Source organism: Exiguobacterium sp. E4787 (assembly GCF_018618375.1).
GTDB lineage: Bacteria > Bacillota > Bacilli > Exiguobacteriales > Exiguobacteriaceae > Exiguobacterium > Exiguobacterium chiriqhucha.
In genome coordinates, this window is record NZ_JACSLY010000002.1 from 316,356 (window position 1) to 332,889 (window position 16,534).

Annotated in this window: 17 protein-coding genes; 6 read left to right on the forward strand and 11 right to left on the reverse strand. The window is 52.5% G+C overall.

All coding sequences use genetic code 11. The annotated features are described in order from the left end of the window. Window positions 1-23: 23 nt before the first annotated feature. From KNP80_RS04130 to KNP80_RS04140, 3 genes are all read right to left on the reverse strand, one after another. Entirely contained in the window at window positions 24-3,461 is a 3,438-nt protein-coding gene (locus KNP80_RS04130; protein ID WP_214833733.1) for a pyruvate carboxylase, read from the reverse strand. Between the two features lie 31 nt (window positions 3,462-3,492). Further along, a complete protein-coding gene (locus KNP80_RS04135) occupies window positions 3,493-4,728 on the reverse strand; it encodes an FtsW/RodA/SpoVE family cell cycle protein (protein ID WP_214833736.1) in 1,236 nt (411 codons plus the stop codon). A gap of 86 nt (window positions 4,729-4,814) precedes the next feature. After that, window positions 4,815-5,093: an Fpa/YlaN family protein gene (locus KNP80_RS04140; RefSeq protein ID WP_021067011.1), complete on the reverse strand. Its 279-nt coding sequence runs from the start codon at window positions 5,091-5,093 to the stop codon at window positions 4,815-4,817. Window positions 5,094-5,266: 173 nt separating this feature from the next. On the opposite strand from KNP80_RS04140, the gene KNP80_RS04145 reads away from it, so the two are divergent. Both KNP80_RS04145 and KNP80_RS04150 read left to right on the forward strand, forming a co-directional pair. Next, window positions 5,267-5,734 (forward strand): hypothetical protein, encoded by a 468-nt coding sequence (locus KNP80_RS04145; RefSeq protein WP_214833739.1) that lies wholly within the window; start codon window positions 5,267-5,269, stop codon window positions 5,732-5,734. 92 nt (window positions 5,735-5,826) lie between these two features. Beyond that, a complete protein-coding gene (locus KNP80_RS04150; RefSeq protein ID WP_353047962.1) occupies window positions 5,827-7,038 on the forward strand; it encodes a multidrug efflux MFS transporter in 1,212 nt (403 codons plus the stop codon). A 28-nt stretch (window positions 7,039-7,066) separates the two neighbouring features. Here the strand turns inward: KNP80_RS04150 and KNP80_RS04155 are convergent, their stop codons facing one another. Together KNP80_RS04155 and KNP80_RS04160 are read right to left on the reverse strand one after the other, a co-directional pair. Beyond that, on the reverse strand, window positions 7,067-8,383 hold the full coding sequence (locus tag KNP80_RS04155; protein ID WP_214833742.1) for a PhoH family protein: 1,317 nt from the start codon (window positions 8,381-8,383) through the stop codon (window positions 7,067-7,069). Window positions 8,384-8,415: 32 nt separating this feature from the next. Then, the gene (locus tag KNP80_RS04160; RefSeq protein ID WP_214719499.1) at window positions 8,416-8,865 is read right to left on the reverse strand and encodes a PNPOx family protein; all 450 of its coding nucleotides are present in this window, start codon (window positions 8,863-8,865) and stop codon (window positions 8,416-8,418) included. Window positions 8,866-8,977: 112 nt separating this feature from the next. Between KNP80_RS04160 and KNP80_RS04165 the strand changes: the two genes are divergently transcribed. Next, entirely contained in the window at window positions 8,978-9,178 is a 201-nt protein-coding gene (locus KNP80_RS04165) for a YlaI family protein (RefSeq protein ID WP_128122984.1), read from the forward strand. 41 nt (window positions 9,179-9,219) lie between these two features. Here KNP80_RS04165 and KNP80_RS04170 read toward each other — a convergent pair whose 3' ends face one another. Together KNP80_RS04170 and typA are read right to left on the reverse strand one after the other, a co-directional pair. Further along, a complete protein-coding gene (locus tag KNP80_RS04170) occupies window positions 9,220-9,564 on the reverse strand; it encodes a YlaH-like family protein (RefSeq protein WP_251132323.1) in 345 nt (114 codons plus the stop codon). A gap of 86 nt (window positions 9,565-9,650) precedes the next feature. Next, complete coding sequence (typA, locus tag KNP80_RS04175) at window positions 9,651-11,495, reverse strand: translational GTPase TypA (RefSeq protein WP_034777027.1); 1,845 nt, start codon at window positions 11,493-11,495, stop codon at window positions 9,651-9,653. A 163-nt stretch (window positions 11,496-11,658) separates the two neighbouring features. Here typA and KNP80_RS04180 point away from each other — a divergent pair, with 163 nt between their 5' ends. Next, window positions 11,659-11,835, forward strand: a complete 177-nt coding sequence (locus KNP80_RS04180) for a hypothetical protein (protein WP_021067003.1) — start codon at window positions 11,659-11,661, stop codon at window positions 11,833-11,835. 61 nt (window positions 11,836-11,896) lie between these two features. On the opposite strand, the gene KNP80_RS04185 is transcribed toward KNP80_RS04180, so the two are convergent. The 3 genes from KNP80_RS04185 to KNP80_RS04195 all read right to left on the reverse strand — a co-directional run bounded on the left by KNP80_RS04185 (window position 11,897) and on the right by KNP80_RS04195 (window position 13,931). Next, window positions 11,897-13,150: an inositol monophosphatase family protein gene (locus tag KNP80_RS04185; RefSeq protein ID WP_214719500.1), complete on the reverse strand. Its 1,254-nt coding sequence runs from the start codon at window positions 13,148-13,150 to the stop codon at window positions 11,897-11,899. Window positions 13,151-13,229: 79 nt separating this feature from the next. Beyond that, a complete protein-coding gene (locus KNP80_RS04190) occupies window positions 13,230-13,418 on the reverse strand; it encodes a hypothetical protein (RefSeq protein ID WP_015881266.1) in 189 nt (62 codons plus the stop codon). A 246-nt stretch (window positions 13,419-13,664) separates the two neighbouring features. Next, entirely contained in the window at window positions 13,665-13,931 is a 267-nt protein-coding gene (locus tag KNP80_RS04195; protein ID WP_021067001.1) for a UPF0223 family protein, read from the reverse strand. A 171-nt stretch (window positions 13,932-14,102) separates the two neighbouring features. Here KNP80_RS04195 and KNP80_RS04200 point away from each other — a divergent pair, with 171 nt between their 5' ends. After that, entirely contained in the window at window positions 14,103-15,584 is a 1,482-nt protein-coding gene (locus KNP80_RS04200; protein ID WP_029595757.1) for an aminotransferase class I/II-fold pyridoxal phosphate-dependent enzyme, read from the forward strand. Window positions 15,585-15,692: 108 nt separating this feature from the next. On the opposite strand, the gene KNP80_RS04205 is transcribed toward KNP80_RS04200, so the two are convergent. After that, a complete protein-coding gene (locus KNP80_RS04205; RefSeq protein ID WP_214832370.1) occupies window positions 15,693-16,016 on the reverse strand; it encodes a DUF3055 domain-containing protein in 324 nt (107 codons plus the stop codon). Window positions 16,017-16,090: 74 nt separating this feature from the next. On the opposite strand from KNP80_RS04205, the gene aac(6') reads away from it, so the two are divergent. Continuing rightward, window positions 16,091-16,534: an aminoglycoside 6'-N-acetyltransferase gene (gene aac(6') / locus KNP80_RS04210; RefSeq protein ID WP_214719502.1), complete on the forward strand. Its 444-nt coding sequence runs from the start codon at window positions 16,091-16,093 to the stop codon at window positions 16,532-16,534.

The following is a 16,534-nucleotide window of genomic DNA, read 5'->3' on the forward strand; positions in this document are numbered from 1 at the left end:
TAGCGCGGCTATGCTTCTTTCCATTATACAAACTCAATCAATAAGTCGTCACTTTGGATTGTGTCGCCTTCTTTAATATGGACCGCTTTGACTTCACCGTCTTGAGCGGCTTGGACCGTCGTCTCCATCTTCATCGCTTCCGTGACGAGGAGCTGTTCCCCGCGATGGACACGGCTACCAGGTTCGACGAGCACTTTCAACACCGATCCCGGCATCGAAGCACCAACTTGTTTCGGGTTCGTCCGATCAACTTTCGGTCGGCTCGTCGTCGCCGATTTCACGTTCACGTCTTTGATTTCGATTTCACGCGGTACCCCGTTCATCTCATACGAGACAAGACGGATACCGTCCTCGTTCGCCGCACTGATTTGAACGAGTTTGATGATGAGCGTCTTCCCGGTCTCGATCTCGACTTGAATCGTCTCTCCGACGTTCAAGCCGTAGAAGAACGTTAACGTGTCGAGGACGGATACATCGCCATACGTCGTCGAATGGGTGACGTAATCCTCGAACACTTTCGGATACAACGCGTTCGAGAGCAGTTCGAAGTCCGTCACCGGGCGCTCGAGCTTCTCGAACAACTTCGTCTGCGCCGCCTTGAAATCATACGGTTCGATCAGTTTACCCGGACGTACGTCGAGCGGTTTTTCGCCTTTCAAGATGGCTTGTTGCACGTCTGTCGGGAATCCGCCTGGAGGCGTTCCGAGCTCACCGCGCATCATTTCGACGACCGAGTCTGGGAAGTCGAGTTGGTGACCCCGCTCGACCACATCTTGTTCGTTCAAGTTATGTTGGACCATGAACAGTGCCATGTCCCCGACAACTTTTGACGACGGCGTCACTTTGACGATATCGCCGAACAACATGTTGACGCGGGCGTACATCGCCTTCACTTCGCTCCAACGGTCGCCTAACCCGACCGCTTTCGCTTGTTGTTGCAAGTTCGAGTACTGTCCGCCCGGCATCTCATGCTCATAAACCGATGGGTTCGAAGCACGCATATCGCTTTCGAACGGCTCATAGTTATGACGCACGTCTTGCCAGTAGTCGCTGATGACCTCGTAATGCTTCACATCGATTTTCGGTTGACGCTCGTGATGGTCGAGCGCATAAATCAAGCTGCCGCCTGAAGGTTGTGACGTCATGCCTGACATCGAGCTCGCAGCCACGTCGACGATGTCGACGCCCGCATCCGTCGCCCGGGCATACGTGAAGATTCCGTTGCCGGAAGCGTCATGCGTGTGCAAGTGGATCGGCAAGTCGACGGCATCTTTCAAGGCTGAGACGAGCGCGTATGCCGACTCTGGCTTGAGCAGGCCGGCCATGTCTTTAATCGCAAGAATATGAGCCCCGCTCGCTTCGAGTTTCTTCGCCAAATCGACGTAGTACGGCAAGTGGTACTTCGGACGGTTGCCATCGTACAGGTCGCCCGTATAACAAACGGCCGCTTCCGCGACTTTTCCAGTCGGTAACGTCGCGTCGATTGCAAGTTGAATCGACTCGAGGTTGTTCAAGCTGTCGAAGATCCGGAACACGTCGACACCCGCATAGGCCGCCTCATGGACGAACTGTTCGATGACGTTGTCGGCATAGTTTTTATACCCGACCGCATTCGCGCCGCGAAGCAACATTTGAATCAAGACGTTCGGCATCTTCTCGCGGAGCCGCATGAGGCGAACCCATGGGTCTTCCGAGAGGAAACGATAGGCGACGTCGAACGTGGCCCCGCCCCATGCCTCGACCGAGAATAGCTCTGGCATGAGTTTACTCGTCGGTTCGGCGATATTGACGATGTCTTGTGTCCGCATCCGCGTCGCAAGAAGCGACTGGTGCGCGTCTCGCATCGTCGTATCCGTCAACAACAGTTCAGGTTGACGTTTGATCCAATCGGCAAGGCCGTCCGGACCGAGCTCCGTCAAAATCTGTTTCGTACCTGGTTTGGCTTCAGCCGGAAGGTCTTGCGGAATCCGGACCGAGCGGCTAATCGGCTTATCTTTCAATCCGACACCCGGGAATCCATTCACGGTGACGTCGCCGATATAGTTGAGCAACTTCGTTCCACGGTCTTTCCGTTTCGGGAAGACGAACAGTTCTGGCGTCTCGTCGATGAACGACGTGTTGTAGTCACCGCTGATGAAGTTCTGGTGCTTCATCACGTTAATCAAGAACGGAATGTTCGTCTTGATGCCGCGAATCCGGAACTCGTTCAAGTTACGGACCATTTTCGAAGCCGCTTGTTCGAACGTCATGCCGTGTGTCGACAGCTTCACGAGAAGCGAGTCATAATACGGTGAAATCTCGGCCCCGACGTAAGCGTTCCCGCCGTCGAGTCGGACCCCGAAGCCGCCCGGAGAGCGGTACGCCATAATTTTGCCTGTGTCCGGCATAAAGTTGTTGCCCGGGTCTTCTGACGTGACACGTGACTGGATCGCGTAACCGAGCAATTTGATGTCTTCTTGTTTCGGCATATGGATGACGTCGCCGTGGAGCGACTCGCCTTGCGCGATCATGAGCTGGGTCTGCACGATATCGAAGCCGGTCACCATCTCTGTGATCGTGTGCTCGACTTGGATACGCGGGTTGACCTCGATGAAGTAGAACGACTCGTCTTCCGTGACGAGGAACTCGACCGTCCCGGCGTTGATGTAGCCGACGTGGCGCATGAGCTTAACCGCCGCGTCACAAATCGCTTGGCGCGATTCCTCAGACAACGTCACACACGGTGCGACCTCGACGACTTTTTGGTGTCGGCGTTGGACCGAACAGTCACGTTCGAACAAGTGGATGATGTTGCCGTGGTCGTCCCCGAGGATTTGGACCTCGATGTGTTTCGGACGCTCCACTAATTTTTCTATGTACACTTCGTCTGAACCGAACGCTTGCTTCGCCTCTGACTTGGCACGTTCAATCAAATCTTTCATCTCAGCTTCCGTGCGGATGACACGCATCCCGCGGCCGCCGCCGCCCATCGCCGCTTTGACCATGAGTGGGAACCCATGCTCGTTCGCAAACTCGAGCGCGTCTTCGTATGATGTGAGCGGTCCGTTCGAACCTGGAATGACCGGGAGACCGGCCGCGATTGCGCTTTGACGGGCCCGAACTTTATCCCCGAACGCATGAAGATGCGATTCATTCGGACCGACGAAGATGATACCTTCTTCACGGCAACGACGTGCGAGCTCGATGTTCTCAGATAAGAAACCGTATCCTGGGTGAATCGCGTCAGCCCCCGACTGTTTCGCGATTCGAATCACGTCCTCGATATCGAGATAGGCGTCAATCGGCTTTTTATCGAGACCGATCAAATATGCCTCGTCCGCTTTAAAGCGGTGTAACGAGCCGCTGTCTTCTTGTGAATAGACGGCGACTGTGCGCATTCCTAGTTCAGTGGCTGCCCTAAATACACGAATGGCGATCTCTCCACGGTTGGCTACAAGTAATTTGCTAATTGGTTTCAACATAAATCCCCCCATTTAAGTAGTTCGAACCTTCTTACCTGACAACATGTAACGATGAACCTTGCACGTTTTCGGCTGATTTCTCACGAATCTCAGCCCGTCTTGTTGCTTCCCGGTGCCGGTTTCGCATCGAGATGCTACTGAGCACTCCGAGAATGCCCATCGTCATGATGAGTGACGTCCCGCCGTAACTGACGAGCGGGAGCGTGACCCCCGTCCCCGGGAACCAGCCCGACATCGCCCCGATATTGATCCCGGTTTGGACCATGATTTGGGCAGCGATGCCAAATGAGACGAACATCGCGAAGTGATTATCGCTATGATTGGCGATATTGACGGCGCGGAACGCGATGAAAAAGAGCAGGAAGAGGACGACGACGACACCGACAAAGCCGAGCTCTTCCGCGATGATGGACATGATGTAATCCGTCTCCGGTTCGGGCAGATACCCATATTTCTGATAACTGTTCCCGAGACCGACACCGGTCACTCCTCCGTGCACGATCGAGATGATCGACATGAGCAATTGGTGCCCGTAGCCTTCAGGGTCCATGAATGGATTGAAAACGACTTCGATGCGGCTGCGCTGGTTCTCCGAGAAGATTGTCGTGAACATCAAATAGACAAGTCCAACCCCGGCGAGCACAGCAGGCACGATGATCCGAAGCGGCGCCCCGACGGCAAGCCACATGAGGAACATGATGGCCCCGAGGACGAACAAGCCCCCCATATCCGGTTGACCGTTGATGGCGATGGCGTATGGGAAAAAGAAGTAGATGACCGGTATCATGAAGAAGGCACCAAACTGAGCCCGGATTCCTTTTTTAGTGACAGCGGCTCGCCCTAGTCGACCAGGCAACCCTTTCAGCTCCCCATTCCACAACTGGTGATAATAGTTGGCGAGCAGTAGAATCAACACGAATTTGGCGATCTCGACCGGTTGAATCGTAAAGCTGCCGATGATGAGCCAGGCGCGCGCCCCGTTGAGTGGTGGCATCGCCCACGTGATGAACAACAGTACGACCGATATGAAATAGAGGCCGTACAAAATATTAGGTTTTCTAAAGTTCTCATAGCGGAACATCGTCGCAATGAAGTAGACGACAATCCCGATTCCTGCGTAGACGAGTTGGCGATAGAACAAGCCGCTGTTCGCGTAATCGCCGCGATTCCACACGCTCGCACTATAAATCATGATCGAACTGATTCCGACGAGCATGAGCACTGCAATGAACAACGAGAAATCAAAATACCGAAACCGAGTTTTCATGTTTTCACTTCCTTATGTACAACAATCACTGACCCATTATAAAAAAATACTCAAACAGCGCCGCTTGCACAGTTTGAGTATAAGGTTCATAAATCTGAAGCTTCCGCGAGGGCGGACAGCTTTTGTTCCAATGAATCGAGCAGTCCTTTACCTTCAATGTCTGAAATGAGTCCAAGACGGACCGCAAAATCAATTTGGCGTGATAGACCGAACATATGTGTATCAAGCACCTCTTCATAAAGCGGGCACTTCGGCATTTTTAGGTTTTCTAACTGCACTTCAATCAAACAACGGATTTTTTCTGCGTCTGCCTCTAATAGTTGAAGCGCTTGCTCCCGTTGGACTGCAGCCAAATTTGTCGCCACTACGACCCCTCCTCCGTACAATGACAGACTGTTTGTCATAACTCAACTGTACATTATATTTCATCATAATTCAATGAACAGTCTGGATTCACCGCGAGTTTCTCGCAGTTTCCCTTTTTCTGAGAAAGAGCTGTATAATGTACAGTGTATTGTGAATAAAAGGGGGCGTATCCATGATTTTTCCACTAGACGGAGCGGTTCGTCACGCGCTGACGATCGACCCGACCGTTTGGATTTTTGATGACCGCAAGCGAAACGTCGAGGACCTCGACCGCGCGGTAGAAAGTGATAACGACGCATACTATGCCAAGATGGGGAAGGCATGGGATGACGGCTTGACGCAAGGGTCACGCGTCGACCATAACAAACCGATGTCTCGGGCTGATAAGGATGCGGCGCTGCGCGACTCGTTCGCGATGCCGTTCGCGCCATTCCTTCAAAATGCCGAACCGATCGCCACGGCGACGCACGTCAGTTTTTATGGGGAGACGGTGCTCACGTTGCCAATCGACGTGGCCAGAAGTGTTTACTTACAGTTCTCTCGAGACGGAAAAGTACTCGCGGACGGTCCGGTGTACGTCTTGCACAATCAACAAGTATGGCGCGGTGTCCATCACATCGCCGTGAGAACAGAGGCATGATAGAGAAGGCACAGCGCCTTCTCTTTTTTTAGACTTTTTACTTCATAAAGTGTAACATATAGGGTATCGAAAAACTTCAATCTCGAAAGGTCGTGACGCTTACGTACCCTTTATGGAAGAAAAACTTAATCATCGTCTGGATCGGTAGCTTTTTGACGGCGGCCTCGATGAGTCTAGTCCTACCGTTCCTCCCCTTGTTCATCGAAGAACTCGGGGTCACCGATTCCGACCAAGTCGTTACGTGGTCCGCGGTCGCATTCGGCGCCACTTTCCTCGTGGCTGCCATCGTCTCCCCGCTGTGGGGACGGCTCGCCGACCAAAAAGGCCGCAAACTGATGCTCATCCGCGCTAGTCTCGGCATGGCCGTCGTCATGACGCTCATCAGTTTCGTCCAAGATGTGTATCAGCTCGTCGGCTTACGGCTCTTAATGGGTGCCGTATCCGGATTCATCTCGGCGGGGATCACCCTCGTCGCTTCACAAACGCCTAAAGAGAAAAGTGGCTGGGCGCTCGGCACACTGTCGACCGGTGGCATCACCGGCGGACTCCTCGGTCCTTTGATTGGAGGACTCCTCGCAGACTTGATTGGGCTTCGACCCGTTTTTCTCTTGACCGGCAGTGCCTTATTCATCACGTTCCTCATCACACTCGTGTTCATCAAAGAGGACTTTGTGCCGGTGGCGCGCGAGCGGCTTGATTCGACGCGATCGATGATCGCCTCGCTCCGTAACCCGCAACTCATATTTAGTCTGTTTCTGACGACGTTCTTAATCACGTTCTCGGCCCAATCGATTGGCCCACTGATGACGCTGTATGTCCGGGAATTGAACCCGTATACGACGTCGCTCGCTTTTATCGCAGGGATTGTCGCTTCGGCACCGGGTGTGGCCGCCCTCATTTCCGCACAACGTCTCGGTCGGCTCTCCGACCGCTACGGGGCCGAACGCATCCTGTTCTGGGCGCTCATCGTCTATAGTGCCTTCTTGATTCCGCAGGCGTTCGTAACGTCGACGACACAACTCGTCATCATGCGATTCGGTCTCGGCTTCGCCACGGCGGCGCTCATGCCGTCGGTACAGTCGTTGCTCCGCCAACATACGCCGAGTCGGGCGACCGGCCGCATCTTCTCTTATAACCAATCGGCCCAGTTCATGGGCAACTTGCTCGGACCGTTGTTCGGTTCGCAAGTCGTCGCCCACTTCGGATTCTCGGCACTGTTTATCGTAACCGGTCTGATTATGCTGATGAACGCTTTCCTGGAAAAATCGAACGTGCAAGTGGCACTCCATCCGAATACGAAATAAACGCCGAGCGGCCGCTCGGCGTTTTTCGTTATAGTAAATCGGCGGCCAACCGCGCGAGCGACGAGCGCTCCCCTTTGATGAGTTGGACGTGTCCGAATACGTTTTGACCTTTGAAGCGTTCGACAGCGTACGTGAGACCGTTCGAATACTCGTCCAAATACGGATGGTCGATTTGATACGGGTCCCCGACGAGGACGATTTTCGAGTTCTCGCCGACCCGGGTCAGAATCGTCTTAATCTCATGTTTCGTCAAGTTTTGGGCCTCGTCGATGATAATGAACTGATCCGGCATGCTGCGACCACGGATATACGTGAGCGCCTCGAGCTGAATCGATTTGATGCCGGCCAAGATGTTCCCGAGTTCGTCTTTCGAGTTGGCGTTGAACAAGAACTCCAAGTTATCATAAATCGGCTGCATCCATGGCCGGAGCTTCTCTTCCATCTCACCGGGCAAATAACCGATGTCGTTCCCCATCGGGACGACCGGCCGGGCCACGACGAGCTTGTTGAAGCGACGTTCGTCCTCGACGAGCGACAGGCCTGCCGCGAGCGCGAGCAACGTCTTCCCGGTCCCGGCCTTCCCGAGCAGTGTCACGAACGGAATATCGTCCCGCAACAACAAGTCGAGCGCCATCCGTTGCTGGACGTTACGGGGATGGATGCCCCACACGTGTTCGACGTCTAGCGAGAGCGGACGAAGGATCGGTTGCAACCCATCGACGACCGCAAGTGCACTCGCTTTCGAGACGTTACTCTTTAAGACGACGAATGAGTTCGGATATAGCAGTTTTTTTGAAACGGCTTCTAGCGGAAGCTGGCGGACTTTATAAAATTCATCGATGATGGCTTGATCGACTTCGATTTCACGATAGCCGGCGTATAAATTCGTCGTATCGACGATGTGGTCGGTCAAGTAATCCTCGGCTTCAATGCCGATGGCGTCCGCTTTGACACGGACGAGTATATCTTTCGAGACGACCACGACTTTACGGGTCCGGTCGTGCTCGTATTGTTTCATCAGTCCGAGTGCCACGGTCAGGATACGATTGTCGTTCGTCATGACGTCGAACGGGAAATCGACGGTATGCTCGTGACCGATCTCGACGAACAAGCGTCCGCCGTTCTCGAGCGGGACCCCGTCGTGCAGTTTTCCGGTCGTCCGCAGTTGGTCGAGCACGCGTGCCGTTTCTCGGGCGTTGCGGCCGACTTCATCCATGTTGCGTTTTTTACCGTCAAGCTCTTCTAAAACGATGGCGGGGATGACGACATCGTGCTCATCGAATTGGAACAGGGATAGTGGGTCGTGTAAGAGTACGTTCGTATCGAGCACATACGTTTTTTTCATAGACTTTGCCGCCCCTCGAAAATTGTTGGTGATCAAGAATTCAAACTCTCCTTGACTTCACGGTCCAACTTTTCTGCTGCTTCGACATCGTACGTCTTGACGATGTCCGGTTGTCCATACGTCGCCCCATAAAAGGATATATTACGGACCTCCTCGACTTTCCCTTCAAAAAAGCGAAGGTGTAATGCCGGCTTCACGCTCGGCTCGAACTCGTGTACGTGTGACAGGGCGATGCTGTAGGCAAGTCCTCCTTCAAGAAAGATGAGACTCGCTGTCTTTTCCTGCGAGAGCAACGTGATCACATGCGAATTCTTCGTCAACGCCAAGCGAATCGTCCTCTCGTTCGGCGCTTGCACCCAGCTGATCGCATGGGTGATCGGCCACCGTTTCGGCTCATCAAACGTGACTAAAAACGTCAACGGCATCTCGTTCAATACGTCTTGTTGCGCCCTCGAAAGTTCGAACGCAGCTTTACTCGCCATAGACTCCCCTCCTCCCGAACGGGTATACGAAATGGATTCGCCCTTACAATCCTCTTTCCCTGCTTTTCTCTCCTGAAATCATGCTATAATCAACGAAGAGGAAGGTGAGACCATGCGCGTAAAGTGCTCTCTTTGTGACAAAATCGATACGATTGATTCGTGGTCGTTCGAAGCGAAACGACTTCGTAATAAACCTGCTAAAACATATATGTGCCAGACGTGTCAAGAACGCATCACCGCGCGAACCGCGGAACGTGTCGCGACCGGCCAATTCCACCTATATCCATCGTTCCGGCAAAAACGGAGATGGTAATCAAAAATGGACGTATCGCCCGAGGGCGTTACGTCCATTTTTTAATGTGATTCGATGCCTTGTCGACGGTTCCACCAGAGGCGACCCCGGTAGATTGCCAAGACGACAGCCATGACAAGGAGAACTTCTGGAATCGGCCATGTGAAGAAGACGAGCGCCATCGTGCCTGCACCGAGTGCGAGCAACATATAGACGACGAGTGACTTCCACCACGTCAATTGTTTCGCAAAACCTAATTTAAACACAAGGATTGTCAATAAGATGACCGTGACGATTAACGCGTTGAACCCGACCGAGAAGTCGTTCGCGTCACTGCCGACGCCAAGTAGCGAGGCAATCCACGGCACATCGATTTGTGTGATGTCCATCGTTTGAGAAGCTTTCAAGCTGATAATCCCCCTTTATTTCCTACACAACCATTCTACACTATCCAAAACAAAAGGGAACGCCTAGGCGCTCCCTTTTTTCCGACTTATTCTTTACCAAGTTTACGACGCTTGTCAGCTTTCTCGCGCTCGTTCTTGTTCAAGACTTTTTTACGGAGACGGATCGACTCCGGCGTGATTTCACAGTACTCGTCATCGTTCAAGAACGTGAGCGATTCTTCGAGTGAGAAGACGCGTGGACGTTTCAAGACTTGTGTCGAGTCTTTTGCTGAAGCACGCATGTTCGTCAACTGTTTGCCTTTGACAGCGTTGATCGCGAGGTCGACGTCGCGGTTACATTCACCGATGATCATTCCCTCGTATACTTCTACACCTGGCTCGATGAAGATCGTTCCACGGTCTTCAAGGGCACCGATCGAGTAAGCCGTCGACTTACCAGGTTCGATACAAACCATGACACCGCTGCGGCGGCCGCCGATGTCAGCAGAGATGAACGGACGGTACTCTTCGAACGTGTGGTTCAAGATTCCGTATCCGCGTGTCGCTGACAAGAACTCGTTACGATATCCGATGAGGCCACGTGAAGGAACGATGAATTCCATACGTGTTTGACCGTTGTCGTTCGTGTTCATGTTGGCAAGTTCACCTTTACGGAGACCGATTGATTCCATGACTGAACCCGTGTACTCTTCTGGGACGTCAACGATAACGCGCTCAAACGGTTCGATCTTCGTACCATCTTCGTCTTCACGGATGATAACTTGTGGTTTCGAAACTTGAAGTTCGTAGCCCTCACGACGCATGTTCTCGATCAAGATCCCGAGGTGAAGCTCACCACGTCCTGATACGATCCATTGGTCAGGAGAATCTGTGTTCTCGACACGGAGTGAAACGTCCGTCTCAAGTTGTTTCATCAAACGCTCTTCGATTTTACGTGCCGTCACGAAATCGCCTTCGCGCCCTGCGAATGGAGAGTTGTTCGTCATGAAACGCATTTGAAGTGTTGGCTCATCGATGCGAAGGAGCGGAAGTGGCTCTTCTTTACCGACTGGCGTGACCGTCTCACCGACGTTGATATCTTCCATCCCGGCGATGGCGATCAAGTCACCAGCTTTGGCTTCTTCGATTTCAACACGTTTGAGGCCGAAGTAACCGAACAATTTAGTGACGCGCAATTGTTTGATTGATCCGTCTGTTTTGCAAAGTGAGACTGACTCGCCAACTTTGATTTTCCCACGGAAGACGCGACCGACACCGATCCGGCCAAGGTAGTTGTCATAGTCGAGCATCGTGACTTGGAACTGAAGCGGCTCATCCGAGTTATCGATTGGTGCCGGTGTGTTCTCAAGAATCGTGTCGAGCACGTACGTGATTGTATCTTCTTGCTTCTCTGGATCAGGATCGAACGAACTTGAACCGCTGACGGCAGACGTATAGACGACAGGGAATTCAAGTTGATCTTCATCTGCTCCAAGGTCGATCAACAAGTCGACAACTTCGTCGACGACGTCGAGTGGGCGTACCATCGGCTTGTCAATTTTGTTAACGACAACGATTGGACGGAGACCTTGGTCGAGTGCTTTCTTCAATACGAAACGCGTTTGCGGCATGCAGCCTTCACGTGCATCGACAACGAGGATAACGCCGTCAACCATGCGCATGATCCGCTCTACTTCACCACCGAAATCGGCGTGACCTGGTGTATCAACGATGTTGATGCGTGTATCTTTATAATCGATTGCCGTGTTTTTCGCGAGAATCGTGATTCCGCGTTCACGTTCGATGTCGTTCGAGTCCATGGCGCGTTCTGCGACCATTTCGTTTGTCCGGAATGTACCAGACTGTTTCAATAATTCATCGACGAGCGTTGTTTTACCGTGGTCAACGTGGGCGATGATGGCTACGTTCCGAAGGTTAGTTCTTACATTCATGTAGTTAGTCCTCTCTTATTTAAAAAAGTTTCATCTTTTATTCAACTTTAAGAGTATAGCACACGTCCCACCACCTTTGTCGAGTGTTATCAACTGTTAACGTTTTCAAACGCATCATTTTTGACTACAATGAAGAAGACCAGCGAAAGAAGGGGGAATCTCCATGCAACTCATGTTCGTTTTAATCGCGACCGCGGTCGTCGCCGGCTTCGTCGGTATCGGCATCGGTGTCGCTGAAGGAAGTGCCGCCATCATCATCGGCAGTCTCGCCTTGAGCGGTATCGCCACATTTTTTGGAATCAACTTGCGCCGCCGGGTCCTCTCGAACCGACGTCCATAACACAAGGCCCGGGCAAAACGCCCGGGCCTTCTCTATGATTTTGTCCTTTTTGCACCCACGCTTATAGGTCGCGCGTCAGACAGATGCGGTCACGCAGGGCGAGCCCGTCCTCTTCGATTGGCGGATACCCGTGGTCCGGGAAGTAGTCGCGCTCGATCGATTCAAAGCGGAAACCGGCTTGTTGATAGAAGCGCAACTGGACGATGCTCGAGTTGCCTGTACAGACGAGCATTTGCTTCGCCCCGCTGCTCTCGGCCCGACGAATCGCGTCTTGTAGCAGACGCTGCCCGATCGTCTGGTTCTGCCGTTCCGGTTTGACGGCAATATTGACGAGCTCGATTAACGTCTCATTGCGTCTGACGAGCATGTACGCTCCGACACGTTCCCCGCCGAGCGTGGCTTCATATGTCGTCCCTGCTTTGTATTGATCGCGGACCATCGCCTCATTCGGGTTGGCCAGGACGAGCAAGTCACGGACGCGGTCGTAAGACCCGTTGATTCCAATTTGCAAGTCTGGCTTCACTTCAGGTGTTGCGCCCTTTGCGATGACGTAATGCTTCACGACGTCTTTGACGAACGTCTCGCTCCCCGCAAGAACGGACGTCTTCCCGTCATAGCGGACTGGCTCCCCATAAATCGAGACGAGCCGTCCCCCGACTTCTTCGACGAGCAGTTTACCGGCAGCATAGTCCCACGGCATATTGCGCATCGTAATATACCCGTCGACTCGTCCCGCTGCGAGCCAGGCGAGTTCGAGTGAGGCGGCCCCATGCGCCCGCGTGCCGACCGAATCGCGCACAATTGGCGCGAGAACTTCTGGTGCGATTTGCTGGTTCGGCGTCACCCATGTCGCGTTCATACTGAGGAAAGCATCCCGGACATGGTGCTCTTTGATGATCGGGAGTTTTCGGCCGTTCAATGTCGTCCCGACTCCACGGCGTGCGACGAACAGCTCGTCCGCCATCACATCATAGACGAAACCGTACTCGATAACCCCATCGACCATGATGGCAATCGAAATGGCGAACATTCGCTTTTGATGGATGAAGTTTAATGTGCCGTCAATCGGGTCGACGAACCAGACCGTGCCCGACAAATCATCCGGTTCCGTCGAGATGCCCTCTTCCCCGATAATATGATGCTCGGGATACGACTCACGAATCCGGTCGACAATCAACTGTTCGACGGCCCGATCGATTTCCGTGACCAAATCACCTTTCCCCGTCTTGCGTTCGATTCGATAGCTCTCGTCAATCTGTAAGCGGATATACTCCCCTGCCTGTTTAATCAAGTCAATCGCGAACCATTCCAACATGTTTATCACCTCTATTATGTATTGTACCAAACAAAAACCAGTATCCGCATGGAATACTGGTTGAATGGGTGGTTGTGGGTCAGGCTTCGAGACGCAATAGTTCTTGGCGATATTTCTCTAACCGATGCTTGCTAGCCTGGACAGTGGCATCATCTTGTGACGCCATTGCATCGAAGAGCGTTGCCAATTCATAATCAATCTCTAAGCGCAGCACCGGAATCCGTTTTTCTGCGTCTTTTCTTTTGAATGCCTCGATCACTTGTTTCATGAGATGCCACACTCCTTTAGTTGGGCTACAAGTTACGGTTTAGTGAGTTGAATTGAGTATATCAGATGAGATTCAAAAAAGAAAGATAATTGTCTGACTATTTTGAATTTTTTATCTTAGTGAGTATATTCCCATTTCAACTGAGCCTAAACCTGATTGAACTGTTAATGATATGTACCCTATTTATAAGAGAAATAACAAAAAAAGCATGAGAAAACGGTTACGTCCTCCCATGCTTTCCAGCAGTTACAACTTTATAATCTTTGCATTTGATTTTAGGGCCGCTTGGACCGTACGATAGGTAGAGTATCCGGTCTGCTCATCGTGAACGGCACTCAGCTGTTTCTCTTCTGACTTCGACGTCACGATTTGTTTGAACGACCGATACGCGTCCAAAAACGATTCCCGGTCGACACCGCCTTCATTGGCCAAGGCGACTTGGTTATAGAACTCGACGACTTCAATCAGTTCATCTGTCGTCCAGTCCGGATTGATCGGATAGTTGATTTGCATATTCTTCACCTCGACAACCATTGTATCAACAAAAAAAACTATTGCAAGTTGGGATAGAAATCACTATAGTTTTTTTGTTGCATTGTTTTTGAATCGAAATGTTCAGATTGCCCAAAGCTTGAAACCAAACCGACAACCCATATACACACTGTTATCAAGGAGGACTTACTATTGAAACTTAAAGGTGCTACACAGCTCGAGACACCGCTCTTTGACACGTTGCTCACGCACGTGGATACGAACCCGATCGCGTTCCATATCCCTGGCCATAAAGGCGGAAAAGGGATGGACCCTCAATTCCGTGACTTCATCGGCGAAAACGCCTTGAAAATCGATTTGATCAACATCGCCCCGCTCGATGATCTCCATCATCCGAAAGCGTCGATTGCCGAGGCCGAGCGCCTCGCTGCCGAGGCGTTCCGTGCCGACGAGACGTTCTTCTCGGTCCAAGGGACGTCGAGTGCCATCATGGCGATGATCATGGGCGTCGTCGGTCCGAACGAGAAAATCATCGTTCCCCGGAACGTGCATAAATCCGTCATGTCCGCCCTCATCTTGACCGGGGCCCACCCGGTCTTCATCCATCCGGAATATGATGAGACGTACGGGATTGCCCACGGGATCACAGCAAGCGCCGTCGAACGCGCCCTCGAGATGCACCCGGACACGAAAGCCGTCCTCGTCATCAACCCGACCTACTTCGGCATCGCCGGTGACTTAGAGCGTATCGTCGCCGTCGCCCATGCGCAAGACGTACCGGTCCTCGTTGATGAGGCACACGGTGTCCACTTGCCGTTCCACGACGAGCTCCCGCTCTCGGCGATGCAAGCCGGAGCGGACGTCGCGGCCACGAGCGTACACAAGCTCGGCGGCTCGATGACGGGAAGTTCGATTTTGAACGTCCGTCGCGGTCTCGTCTCCCCGGAACGGATTCACGCAATGTTGTCGATGATTACGACGACGTCGACGTCTTACCTCCTCCTCGCGTCGCTCGACGCGGCCCGTCGTCAATTGGCGACGAAAGGAGAAGCGATGAACGAACGTGCCCTCACGCTCGCACGTACGGCTCGTACGGCCATCGACAATATGCCGCACTTATCGGTATATGGTCACGCCGAACTCCATTCAGAGTCGACGTACGCGCTCGACGAGACGAAAATCCTCGTCTCTGTCCGTGAGCTCGGGATCACCGGCTTTGAAGTCGAGAAGTATTTGCGTGAGACGCATCGCATCGAAGTCGAGATGTCAGATTTGTTGAACGTACTGTTCATCGTGACGAGCGCCGACGACGAATCGACTATTCAAGCGTTGATTGACGGCATGCGTGACGTCGTATCGGTTTACGATCAGTCAGGAAACGATTCACTATCGATCATGCTCCCTGAGATTCCACCGCTTGCACTCAGCCCGCGTGACGCGTTCTACGAGGAGACGGAGACGATTCCGCTCGAGAACGCCGTCGGACGCATCTCGGCCGAGTTCATCATGGTGTATCCACCAGGAATCCCGATCATCATCCCGGGAGAACTCATCACGACTTCGACGCTCGACTATATCATGGCGAACATCGAGGCCGGTCTTCCCGTCCAAGGACTTGAAGATGAATCGCTTCAAATGATTAAAGTCATCCAACAGACAAAAGCCATCCGTTAAGACGAAAGCGAGCCGGTCCATATGGACCGGCTCGCTTTGTGTCATCAAAAGAAAAGGTAGCTTATGATGATCGAATTGCTTCCCCTACGTACCATTATAAGAAAACGCTTACATTTTTTCAAGGGTAGAATTTGGCGATTGTTCTTGTTCTTGCCCACTTTCGTCCAGACAGAGTCGTAAAAACTCGGCGACGTAATCTGTATCACGCAACGCGATCCCGAGCATCGGATACAGTTGTCTCGGTTCTTCGAGCGCATGGATGTCAAGAAGGGCAGACTGCCCGGTCTGCATACAGACGACGAGCACTTTTCCCATGAATTGATGCGTATACACAAAGCCGAAATCATAACGTGACGTCTCGGTCTCGATTCCCGTGAAGCGGACACGGCTCGTCTCAGAGACGGTATATAACAATTCTTCATCGAACGCCATCATCGTTCCCTCCTTTCTCACTTCATTCCTTATTTTCCTTTATACTGAACGTATGAAACCTAAGGAGGGTCCCAATGAACATACGAAAAGCTAATGAGCGCGATGGTATCGACTTGGTTCGGCTCATGCGGCAGCTATGGCCCGATGCGCCCGAAGACGAATTGACGTTGGAGGTCCGCCTCGGCATCCGCTCCGGCAAGATGCACTATTTTATCGCGGAGACGGATGAGGCGGTCGGCTTTTGCCAGCTTAGCTTCCGTCATGACTACGTCCCCGGAACGACCTCTTCCCCGTCCGCCTTTTTAGAAGGAATTTACGTCGTTGCATCCGTGCGACAGCAAGACGTGGCGACACTGCTCGTCGAAGCCGCCTCCGCCTACGCCCGGTCGAAAGGATGCGACGAGCTCGCCTCCGATACGGAAGTCGAGAACGACGGCAGCCAACGGTTCCATGAACGCATCGGCTTCCGAGAAGTCGAACGGACCGTCCATTACGTGAAAAAGCTCTCTCGCGAGTAA